We start from the raw sequence: 11,993 nt of genomic DNA, 5'->3' as shown, positions 1-11,993 counted from the left end.
GCATAGAAACGCTAACAAGCGTTAACAAAAAATAGTAGCGCAGAGAAAACAAAGGCTACAGAAATACGCGTACTTAAGATTTAAGCAGAATTTCAGCAGGATTTCAGCAGAATGCCGTCGTTTTGGAGGATTTTGCTGACGTAGCTTCAGGACCATCTTCAGGAGGTAATTGGCACAACCACTCGCCTAAAATACCCAAGCACATATCTACAAAGCAAATCAAACCCGCAATAGCACATTCGCGAATAACTGAAGCATACAAAATTATTTCGCTGTGTGGCAAACTCATTAGCAATTGTCCTACATACCAGCCGGATAAAATAGCTCCAGCCATCCCCAAAGATTTGGACAACATTAGCGCCGCAACAGCAAATTGCGGATTGGTACGCTTTTTATTTTTAGACTTTGAGACAACACTCTGATGCGTTTGCCAAGACATAACAAAAGTCACTATGCCAAAAACCACCATGATTGCTACTACAACCCACGGTGCTCCAGCCAGCGACATAGCGCTCGATTCCGTAGAAGATACCAAAAATGCACCCAATACGAAGCCGAATAGCAAACCTAGTACCAAGTACCACCAAGGTGTGCGATACGCTTTCATCAGTAATCATCCCCCATAAGCCATTGATCTGAGTATAAACCAACGCATTGAGCATCGGCAGAAAACGCCAACGAGTACGAAATTGGATCACCATCCAACGCCGCATCAGGCTCTATCTGCATCCACGGTATCAGTTCATCTGCCGTAGGGTCTGCTAGAACAATGTCCACAGTTCGCTGAGAGGCAAGTTTGTCACTCAACGTTTTAGTTTCTAAAGCGGAAGCACCATACGAGCGAGTGCCTAATATGTGTACGTTCACTATATCCTTGTGTAAAGAATTTACAGCGCGGACAAGGCGAAGTAACTCATAATCGTCAGCACTCGTTGACAACACCAAAACCGCAGAAAAAATATCTCCTTCAAGCCTATTAGCAATATACAATGCCGATACGCCGTCGACCTGCGAATTTCGATCCTGCTCGAGCAGTGCAACTGTTCTCAGCATAGCAGAACGCGTAGCTCGATTCGCTTCGCCGCGCAGTGAAATTACCGCACTCGTTTGCATAGGAACAGGACATATACCATACAATGGCGAAAGTTTTTCTTTTTTAACGATGTCAGTGCCGTGCGGCGTGTCGTTTTCCGATTGATTAGCATCATCCGATCCGGAAGCAGCAGCTGCGGCAGCGTTCGCAGCATCTTTATTACGAGCTTCCTCTTCTACTTTTTCAATAATTGAACGACGCACCTGCGCATCTGGACTATCGTCAAAATCATCTACCTCCATCTGCCCAAGTCGCGCAGCAACAGTGGCAATCGACTCAGGTATAGCACTACTTTTTACCTCAAAATCGTTGGTAGCGTAGCTGTGCATAGTAACAGAAACATCGTCAACTGTGCTCTGCAAATCGTAGTATTCACTTCTCATCGAAGCGTGAACGGTAATATCGGCTTCGCGAACCTGCCACGTACGCATTGCAGCATCAGACGCAGCTTTCGCAATAACTTCCAACGCAATAGAAGGCTTCTCCTGAAGCTCGCTATTTTCTCCGCACTGAGTCAAAACAGAGGCAAGACGGTCGGAAATCTGCGGAATATCAACAGCGTTTTCTTCCACTCCCCGCGCCGCCGTATGCAAATCTAACTGTAAAACAGCGTCAATATATAAGTAACGGTATACGCCGATTACTATCTCATTGCCTCTCGGACGAATGCCCATCAAACTTATTGTGTCCATAATCTTCTCATCTCCCCCCTCATCAGTGAATCGATATGTTACCAGTCTACTGACATACGAAGCACCTTGTAAGCATAATATTTGTTGTACGGTAATCTTCAATTATTTATATTTCGATACATTGTACTCGCAATATGGCAATAATACGTAAACTTCCGTAAAAATAATCCTACAAATCAAAAAAATAAGCGCCGATAACAATACTGTTATCAGCGCTTACCGGAAATTCATTAATACAAGGCTTTTTTACAACGCCTTCTTACGAATTTTCTACTCAGATTTTTCAGAACTCGTTTCTTCAGAATTACTTCCTACAGAATTGCTTTCTTCAGAACTTGCAGAATTTTCGTTGTGCTTCAGATTTTCTGGAATCTGAACCGGCGGAACATCCGAATCCGGACGACGCTCGTCAGACAACCACAGCGTACGTTCAGGAGCTTTACGAATCTTACTAAAGATTTCCTTAAGTTCCTTCTCGTTCAACGTTTCTTTTGCAAGCAACTGACGAACCAACTCGTCAAGCACATCGCGATTATTGTTAATAATCTCCCATGCTTCAGTATGAGCAGTTTCAATCAGCTTATGCACTTCGTCATCAATCACTTCAGCCGTACGGTTTGAGAACTTGCGCGGCTGCAACGAATCGAGCGAACCAGAATCCTCGTCAGCATCCATCCACTTAACAGCACCAAGCTTAGCGGAGAAACCAAACTCAACCACCATCTTACGAGCAATTGCCGTCGCCTTTTCAATATCGTTAGAAGCGCCGGTTGTTGGATCGTGGAATACGATTTCCTCAGCAGTACGACCGCCCATAGCGTAAGCCATCTGATCGAGAAGCTCGTTGCGAGACTGAGAGTAACGATCCGTTGTCGGCATAACGGCAGTGTAACCAAGCGCACGGCCGCGCGGCAAAATCGTCACCTTAGTCACCGGATCCGTGTGATGCAAAGCAGCCGCAACCAAAGCGTGACCACCCTCATGGTAAGCAGTGTTGCGCAACTCATCCAACGCCATACCCTTAGACTTCTTGCGCGGACCAGCCTGAACGCGATCAATAGCCTCATCAATGGCACGATTATCAATGTATTGCGCGCCAGAGCGAGCGCAAAGCAGAGCAGCTTCGTTAAGAACGTTGGCCAAATCAGCGCCAGTAAAACCAGGCGTGCGAACAGCAACCATGTGAAGGTCGACGTCCGGAACAAAAGGCTTGCCCTTAGCGTGAACCTTCAAAATTGCCTCACGGCCTTCCAAGTCTGGAGCTTCAACAGCAACCTGACGGTCAAATCGACCTGGGCGAAGTAACGCGGAATCAAGCACATCTGGGCGGTTCGTGGCAGCGATAATAATCAAATTCGTATCGTTGTCAAAACCATCCATCTCCACCAGCAGCTGATTCAGTGTCTGCTCACGCTCGTCATGGCCACCGTTCATACCGCTTCCGCGACGACGACCTACTGCATCAATCTCATCAATAAAGATAATTGCAGGAGCGTTCTTCTTTGCTTCGTCGAACAGCTCACGCACGCGAGAAGCACCAAGACCAACGAACATCTCCACAAAGTCAGAACCAGCCATCGCATAGAACGGCACGCCTGCTTCGCCTGCAATAGCACGCGCAAGAAGCGTCTTACCGGTTCCTGGAGGGCCGTACAACAGTACGCCGCGAGGAATACGCGCACCTAAAGCCTTGTAGCGCGAAGGATCCTTCAAGAAGTCCTTAATTTCTTCAACTTCTTCAACAGCAGCCTGCTCGCCAGCAACGTCGGCAAACTTAGTCTTAGGAGTTTGTCCTTCAAGCAGCTTACCGCGGCCACGACCGCCGCTCATGCCCAGCAATCCGCCTCCAGCAGAGCCAGCCATACGCCCAAACATAAACCACAGCAGTCCAAGCAGAATCAAAATCGGCAGCATGGAAGTTATGAGGTAAGAAAGTATGCTGGAAGATTGCATACTTACGTTCCAACCATTGCTTGGCTTAACGGTCTCGACGTCGTGAATAATCGACTTACCCTGAGAAAGCGTGTAGTAGAACTGCACTTCCTTACCGTAATCGCGCTTCTGCTTATCCCGTTTATCAAATTTCTTAAACGGCTTATCTAACGTAAGCTTCACCAGTTGCTTATTGTCGATAATCTCTACATAGTTGGCAGCGTTAGAACGCACCAAAGCTATGCCGTCTTGAGTATCGATAGTTTGCGCACCGTTGTGAGCAAACATTTGGAATCCGGCAACCGACAGCAGCACCAACAGCACAATCCACGTCCAAGGCGACTGCCAGAACGAACGACGGCCACCATTGTTGGCATTGTGGTTGTTATTTTGCTTACCGTTATTATTACGTGGATTACGTGGATTACGCGGATTACGCGGATTTAAAAATGGATTGTTTCCATTATTTCCGTTGCCGCCACCCATTGGACCTCGTGGTGTCATAGGAGAAGCGCCCATATAAGTAAGGCTCCTTTCAAACTCCTCACATAAAATTTGGATATAACGTTTTGTCTATAACGTTTTTATACAACGTTACGTACAGAACGTTTTTATACAACGTTACGCATAGAACGTTTTTGTATATACGTTGCGTAAAGTGTCGTCAATAAAAATCAAGCGCCATACACAGATGGCTTCAGCACCGCAATACTATCCAAATTGCGGTAACGCTCGTCGTAATCCATACCAAAGCCAACGACAAAAGCGTCAGGAATTTCAAAACCTGAGTAGTCGATAGTTACTTCAACTTCGCGACGAGCAGGCTTACTGAGCAACGCAAAAACTTTAACGCTCGCGGCACCACGGCTCTTCAACTCGTTTACTAACCAAGCCAAAGTGCGACCTGAGTCAACAATATCTTCCACAATAAGCACGTCACGGCCGCGCACATCGGTACTTAAGTCTTCACGAACGGTGATTTGTCCGCTTGTTTTCGTTCCGCTACCGTAGCTTGACAAGCTCATAAAATCCATAGGAGCTTGAATACTGAGTTCTTGCGAAAAAATGGCGAGCGTGTTTACAGCGCCTTTTAACACTGCAACCAGTAAAGTATTACGATTTTTGTAATCTTCACTCACCTGCTTAGCAACCTCACGAATACGCTTCATAAGCTCTTCGTGGCTGATTAATTCATAGTCGATGTCATCTCGTATATCTGCAACTTGCATGTTCACTATCTTTGCATAAACGAATGACGATATTCCTATGATGTCGGGCGGCTTGGTAACAATCTGGCAACGCTAAAGGCTTTTGACCGTGCCAATTTACGCAAAGCTCGTCAATTGCCTGTATATGACTTGCGGAAAAACGCAAAGATAGTGCTGTTAAAGCTCTGGCTATGATGCGTCTGCGAATCGCCGGATGATACTGTGCCAACCGTTCACTTTCTAACGTTATGCTGTGTGAACTTTCGTCAACGCGCATTACGTTTGGCAATACCGTATCGACTTGAGTATTTATATAATCGAGATCGTCTTGCGCAAGTTTCGCACCTCGCGAAAGTAACGTAACCATATTTGCTTGTAAAAAGCGCGAAATATACGGCATAAGCGTGTGTCGAATACGCGAACGTAACGGATACTCATCCCCAAGTTGTAAATCTTGAGAAAGCGTGTCACCGTTGGTTGGATCATCCCACCACGCAATTCCTAAATCTTCGCAAATTCCGGTGGTATCTTTACGAGTTAGCTCAATAAGCGGACGCGCAAAACGTACATTTTGGCGTTGTGTCACGGTTTTCATGCCTGCAACCGCTTCTAATCCTGCGGAATCTTTTAAGCCTATAAGCACTGTTTCTGCCTGATCGTTTGCCGTGTGAGCTAACAAAACCACAGCAGCTTCCTCGCGTTTGGCAACATCAATAATGGCTTGATACCTGGCATCGCGGGCCGCAGACTCCTCGCCTTTTCCGGAATCCGTCACCTTTACCGACACTACAGTAACGTTCGACGCCTCCACACCAACTTTCACACAGTTTTTCGCAGCCTCACAAGCAACTTGAGTGGAACCGGCCTGAATATGGTGATCAACAATTACTACACCACAGCGAAGCCCTCTGCTGGCACACACGATGGCCGCCAGCGCAGTCAACGCAAGCGAATCCCTACCTCCGGAGCACGCCACCAACACTAACGGAGCATCGGGTGCCGGAGAATGCTGACCATGCTGAGTAAAACAAGTGTGTTGTGCGCTAAGTGAAAGCGAGTCAAAACAGCGTTTTACCGCTCCAATACCAGCGCGCATGCGAGACGAATACACCATGGGTTCTAGTGTAGCGCGAATCGGAGTAGATCACAGGCTTGCTTTTGGGCAATGCGAGTCACAAATTTGGCAATTCCGCCATAAACTTATTAATGGCCACAGAAGCACCCCAACCATTGTTAGGATTGTTCACAATAACAGCGAATGTAAGCACGCCTCCGCCGCGGCGAGAAACATTACCTGACATAGAAGTGACATTTGAAAGCGAACCAGTTTTTACGCGCAACAATCCCTTAGCGGAAGGATCTACTAAACGTCTCCTCGTGCTGCCAACTAACCCTGGAAGTGACAATCCTTGAGCTGCTGCCGAACCTCCACTGTTGCGAGCAACGTTCAGTAATTGCACTTGAGCAAGGGTGAGCGCACGAATGGACGATTTCGGCGACAATCCAGAACAATCCGACATGTGAAGCCCGCGCGTGTCTATATGGAGCTTATGCAAGCCTTCTTCAACCGCTTTTACTCCTCCCTCAGGATCGTTAGACTTATGCGCTGCCAACGCTGTTAAACGGCCAAATTCCTCCGCCAAAGTGTTGTCGGAAAGTCGAAGCATGTAACCCATGATTTCGTTCAGAGGCGCAGACGATACTTTCGCAATCAGCTGGGAATTAGCGACAATCAGAGATTGCGTGAAACTCACCGGTATTTCGGAATCAGACGCGGGTGCTGAGGAAGTAGCGGACTGGTTACCTTTAGTTTTTGCAGATTTAGTAAGATTGCTAAGGCTTGCGGCGTGAACTTGAATACCCTTGTTACGCAACAATTGCGCAAACACGCGTCCCACGCTTGCTGCAGGATTCGGATCAGAAAGCGGGAAATCCGATCCAGCGTCAGCATCCACTCCTTGCGCGACGATATCGCGTTGGCGAGCGCAATCGATTGCCACTGACGACGTTTTCGCATAGAAGCGATGCTCGTCGTCCGTTTCGTAGACTAGCGAAGGCTCACGCTTTGCGCCAAAAAGAGAATCGTCTACTGCTAACGTCACTTCGTGAATCTTATCGAGAGCGAGCACCTCTGCTGTCCTGTTTGCTAACGTTGCTAAACCGGCGCGACCGTTTACGTGGTGAATGTCGTTTTCGCCAACACCCAGTAGCATGTCTCCACTTCCGCGAAGTACTAGTTGAGCGCGACGAGAAGCTGTCTTTGGTGCGTTAGTTTTCGTAGGTAGCATAAACACTTGAGTATCAAGCGTTGCGCCCATGTCGAGCGTGCGGGAAGCAACGGCGGCAGTGAGCGTTTTGAGCGTAGAAGCAGGTTCTCGAGGTGTGCGCGCAAAACGTTCGGCAACAATCTGTCCGCGCGCGTCCATAATAACAGCGGAAGTATCATTGCCGACTGAGGGGTCTGATAATAAATCTTTTACCAGTTTATTCGCTTTCTGGTTGCTAATTTTTTTACCGTAGCCTACAGGCTGAGCAAGCGTTGGTACCTCTTTAATTTGTCGGATTGGCGCAACCGATAAAGCTGATTCTTGCGGACGTAGCGTTAAAGGCCCGGGAAGTATATCCAACAAGTCGAGCATGCAATACGAAACAATTATTGCTATGCAAAGCAGTGCCGAAATGCCAATAATCGGAAGCCTCCAACGTGAGGGGTACTTTCCATTGCAAAGCATGGAGGCATATTTTTCACACGAACGTGAGAGCGTTTCAATTGTGGATGGTTTGGAAGACGAAGTATTGCTAGTATTTGCGGATACGACTTTAGAATCAAGAGGGGTATCTTTTTGTGGAGCAGGTTGAGTAGCGTCCATCGTTTGATTTGCGCTTTGATTCGCGCTTAGATCCGTGGTTTGGTTCGCAATCGGTGGATATGTGCCGTCGATTGGCTCAATATCAGAGAAAGTGCTCACTTTACGAGTACGATCAGAATTTTTCCTGAACCCTTTCTTATCGTTCATGCGAGCACTACTTTCACCTGATTTGCCACCATTATGCCTTACTACAGCCTCGACTAACTATATCCTGCACTTGTAACAAAACGTATGGCTTATATTGCAATTCGTTCAGAAGTAGCTTGGTAAATGCGCAAATTACGCAGTAATCGACGCGAATCTGCGCAAGTTTTCTACAATGCGAATCATGCGCTTATCCATTACTTTGCCACCAAGAATTACGCCAACAACCAGCACAATCAAGCCGTTTACTACAAACAAAATGCTTGCAATCCACAAAAGATTCGTGTTAAGGATCATAAACGCAATAGCCGCAGCAATAGACGGAATCATGCATACTGCAGAAAGAAGCGAAAAACCTATTGGAGCAAAGGATCTAGCGCCTGCAGAACCTTGCGGCCTAGAAAATGGCTTTTCGATTGACGCTACAGGGTACATTGCAATGCACGAAGAAATTAAGCCTATGCCTATGGTCGCAAAAGCTACTCCGATTGGAGAAAGAGTTTGGAACATAACTGCATTCATATTTTGATGAACATTTGCTACAAAGAAAAGGAAAGCGTAAACCCCTATTCCAAGAATTGCAAAGTACACAGCGCAAATCACGGACCAAACTATTGCGTGCGCTAAGCGATCATACAAACCTTTTACGCCAATAATCGCGTGCATAGTAAAAGCTGTGCCATCGTATGCAATATTGTTCCCAACAACCATGCCCATAAGCAAACCAGAATACATAAGCCAACTAGAAACGCCTATGTCCTGTGCTATAGAACCAAATCCTTTAGCATTAAAACTAGTTCCTCCTGCAACTATCAGAATAAAAAGCGGCGTAAGAAGCAAAAATAGTTGACGCATATCTCTTCTCATAACGCTAATAATTCGCGCAATAATCGCACCAACTGTGTTGTCTGGAACTGCTGCAAATAAGCCAATTCCTTTAGTTTTAACAACTGTTTTTTGCTCACCGCGCAGTAGCTTTGGCTCTAATTTTGCGCAGAACACGGAGATTGCAAAGCAAGCAGCAATTGTTACAACGCAAATAAGGAAGCGAATAACAAGCGCAAGATAGTTGCCATTAATAGCGTCAAGCGGCAAAGCCATAGCCGCACTTAATGGTGTAAAAGCGGACACAGCGCAGAAACTTGAGCCAAACCAAACTCCATTTGGCGTGCTGCTATGAGTGTTCATTGACGAAACAAAAATCATGTACACTACGAAAATAGCAAAGTAAAAAATGTTTCTTGAACGCTTGTTTATTAAAATAGTGTCCAAAAGCTCAATAAGCATTTTGCTTAAAGACACGATTGTTGCAACGTAAAGCGGAGCCGCAATTACGCTTGCTAAAACTGGCACAATTCCAAAGTTTCTGTACGCTAAAGACCACAAAGCAAGCGCGATTGTGCAGCTTACAGAAAGCGCTCCAAAAAGAGAGCCAAGAAGCATACCAGCCTGCTGCTTTACGCAAGGAATGCCGTAAAGCGCAAAGCTACGCGATTTTAGCGTTGTGTCGCTGCCTAACATAAACAGGTTTATAAACAGCGTAAAAATTGACACAATCGACGCAACCATTATTGGAATCAATTGGAATTCCTGCCAATCTTTAGTATCTGCAAGCATTCCTGGATTAAGATACTTTCCTGCTTCCCAGCCTGCAAAACCAAGAGCGCATATAATCGCAAGTCCAAAAACAATGACTATACCAAAGCCAATTTTTTGCCACGTCGACTTTCGCATAACGGAAAAAGTAAGCGCCCAGCGAAGGCGAACCATGGTAACAATCATAGACATTACGGCTCTCCTTTTTTAAGCGTTGAAATTGGCATAATCGGTGCTAGGAGCAGTAGGAGCGTTATCAGACTTACCGCCGTTAAGCCAGTCGATACGCGCAGCAGCGTGACGTCCGCCAACAAGCTCCATAAAGCGATCTTCAAGATCCTTGCCCTGAGCAACTTCCGCAAGAGTGCCAGAAGCTGCAACATGACCTTCGTTAATAATCGCCACGTGCGAGCACATTTTTTCAACCAATTCCATAACGTGCGAAGAAATAATCACAGTGCCGCCAGTAGAAACATACTCGGCGAGAATATCCTTCAAATTTGCGCTAGAAACAGGGTCCACTGCCTCAAAAGGCTCATCGAGCACGAGCACGCGAGGGCTGTGAATCATAGCTGTTGCAAGGCAAATCTTCTTAGTCATACCAGTTGAATAGTCCGAAACCATAGTGTTTGCAGCTTCTGTTAAGTCGAAAGCAGAAAGCAAGTCGTTCGCGCGCTTTACGGATTCCGCGCGGCTCATATCGCGAAGCATGCCAGCGTAAGTTAAAAGCTGAAGGCCGGTAATCGTCTTAAAAATCTCGTCCGCTTGAGGCATTAAACCGATTGCTCGCTTAGCGCTATTTACGTCACTCCAAACATCGTTGCCAAAAATCGAAGCCGAGCCAGCATCCGGCATAAGCAAGCCCGTAAGCATTTTAATCGTGGTGGTTTTGCCGGCACCATTCGGGCCTACCAATCCATAGAAAGAGCCTGCTGGAATGTCTAGCGAAAGATTATCTACAGCAACTTTTTTACCGAAAGTCTTAACGAATCCGCGAATAGACACCGCTGGAACTTCCGCGCTACTATCACTAGCATCACTCGAATAAGTGTTTGCACCAAAAACCGGAACAGAATCTACCATAGAAACCTCGCAATATACAGATAAACACGCAAATTGCGCCACATTGCTACGCAACAGCGGTTTATGCACAGAGCACCATTATCTCATACTCATAATTGACACGCAAATACGCCTATTGCAAGCAAAATCAACCAAGGAATTAACTCTCGTGGAATTAACTCTCGTGGAATTAAACTAAAGTAAAGCGCAACGAACGATTCTTACGAACGCTTTACGAACGCTTCTTACCAGCGCGCGAATCAAGCACATGCCAAGCCTGCTCAGCCGCAGCAAGCTGCGCCTTTCGCTTACTTGAACCACTACCCGACCCCAGCACTTCGTCACCAGTATCGTGCGCCAACACTGCCCGCGCCTCAAAAACAGGCGCATACTCCGGCCCAGAAACCGACATACGATACTCTGGATCTTCCAAGCCCATGTCGTGCGCCTTAACAGTCAGCGAAGTCTTCCAATCGAGAGCCGGACCTTCCGTAAGCACCTCCGCCAAAGTATCGTCAATTAAGCGATGTACCACTCGGCGCGCCTCATCAATACCATGTTCCACAAAAGTTGCGCCAATTAAAGCCTCTACGATATCGCACAAAATAGAATCTTTATTGCTGCCGCCCTGCTCCATTTCGCCACGACCAAGCAGAATATACGGCCCAACGTGAAGTTTTTCGCGCGCGACTGCGGAAAGCGCCCACTCGGACACAGCCTTAGCTCGCATCTTTGCCAGCTGGCCTTCAGTCATATCTGGATGCGCGGAAAATAGCGTTTCCGTGGAAACGAGTTCCAAAACGGCGTCGCCTAAGAACTCGAGGCGCTCATAGTTGTGAGTGCCTGGATGCTCGTGCGAGAACGAACGATGCGTAAGCGCCTCCACTAGCAAATCCGGCGAAATGCTGGTTCCTAAAGCGCTTAGAAGCTCCTGCGTTGGATCCCCCGGACGAACTTCGTTATTGTCTAGTCTCAACACTCCGCTCGCGTCATGCTGCTCGCGCGAGTTGTGGAGGTTCTGGTGAGTTTGTTGAGCGGCTTGGATGCTTTGGGTACGGTGATTGTTCTGGAGGTGCTGGCTGGTTTGGCTGGTTTGGCTGGTTTGGCTGGTTTGGCCGTTCTGATTGTTCTGATTCTTCTGATTGTTCATAGCGCCTACCATTATAGTCCCCCTACTTACCAGCCATTAAGTCCACAAAAACGAGCGCGACGACCTGCTTGAGCGCTGCGATTTAGCGCGCGAAAGCAACTCGGAGCGCCGAGCTTGCTCAAGGTTGAAAGCACGGGGTGCTTTCAACGCAAGCGAGGTCTGCCTTCGTCTCGATTGACGAAGGCAGGACAGAATAGTGTGACTGCCCATTGGGAATTTGGTTGTGTTTTGTGAGCGCTGACGACC

9 protein-coding genes are annotated in these 11,993 nt (G+C 47.1%); all 9 read right to left on the bottom strand.

Features of this window, described 5'->3' with window-relative positions; genetic code table 11:
- Positions 1-103: 103 nt before the first annotated feature.
- The gene (locus tag AXE77_RS05515) at positions 104-607 is read right to left on the bottom strand and encodes a DUF3180 domain-containing protein (RefSeq protein ID WP_116712498.1); all 504 of its coding nucleotides are present in this window, start codon (positions 605-607) and stop codon (positions 104-106) included.
- Positions 607-1,785 (bottom strand): dihydroneopterin aldolase, encoded by a 1,179-nt coding sequence (locus AXE77_RS05510; RefSeq protein WP_116712497.1) that lies wholly within the window; start codon positions 1,783-1,785, stop codon positions 607-609. The genes AXE77_RS05515 and AXE77_RS05510 overlap by 1 nt, the downstream gene beginning before the upstream one ends.
- Positions 1,786-2,055: 270 nt before the next feature.
- Positions 2,056-4,236: an ATP-dependent zinc metalloprotease FtsH gene (ftsH, locus tag AXE77_RS05505; protein ID WP_116712496.1), complete on the bottom strand. Its 2,181-nt coding sequence runs from the start codon at positions 4,234-4,236 to the stop codon at positions 2,056-2,058.
- A gap of 155 nt (positions 4,237-4,391) precedes the next feature.
- Positions 4,392-4,946 carry a hypoxanthine phosphoribosyltransferase gene (hpt, locus tag AXE77_RS05500; RefSeq protein ID WP_116712495.1) on the bottom strand — a complete coding sequence of 185 codons (555 nt, stop codon included), beginning with the start codon at positions 4,944-4,946 and terminating at the stop codon, positions 4,392-4,394.
- Positions 4,921-6,039 (bottom strand): tRNA lysidine(34) synthetase TilS, encoded by a 1,119-nt coding sequence (gene tilS / locus AXE77_RS05495; protein ID WP_116712494.1) that lies wholly within the window; start codon positions 6,037-6,039, stop codon positions 4,921-4,923. The genes hpt and tilS overlap by 26 nt, the downstream gene beginning before the upstream one ends.
- Before the next feature lie 58 nt (positions 6,040-6,097).
- Positions 6,098-7,942, bottom strand: coding sequence for a D-alanyl-D-alanine carboxypeptidase/D-alanyl-D-alanine-endopeptidase (locus AXE77_RS05490; RefSeq protein ID WP_240612665.1), 1,845 nt, complete (start codon positions 7,940-7,942; stop codon positions 6,098-6,100).
- Between the two features lie 132 nt (positions 7,943-8,074).
- Positions 8,075-9,727: a hypothetical protein gene (locus AXE77_RS05485; protein WP_165846090.1), complete on the bottom strand. Its 1,653-nt coding sequence runs from the start codon at positions 9,725-9,727 to the stop codon at positions 8,075-8,077.
- Positions 9,728-9,742: 15 nt separating this feature from the next.
- Complete coding sequence (locus AXE77_RS05480; protein ID WP_116712540.1) at positions 9,743-10,618, bottom strand: ABC transporter ATP-binding protein; 876 nt, start codon at positions 10,616-10,618, stop codon at positions 9,743-9,745.
- A 211-nt stretch (positions 10,619-10,829) separates the two neighbouring features.
- Entirely contained in the window at positions 10,830-11,759 is a 930-nt protein-coding gene (gene rnc / locus AXE77_RS05475; protein ID WP_165846089.1) for a ribonuclease III, read from the bottom strand.
- Between the last annotated feature and the right edge of the window lie 234 nt (positions 11,760-11,993).

The organism is Gardnerella massiliensis (assembly GCF_003408845.1).
GTDB classification, from domain to species: domain Bacteria; phylum Actinomycetota; class Actinomycetes; order Actinomycetales; family Bifidobacteriaceae; genus Bifidobacterium; species Bifidobacterium vaginale_H.
This window is presented reverse-complemented; position numbering and strand designations above follow the sequence as displayed.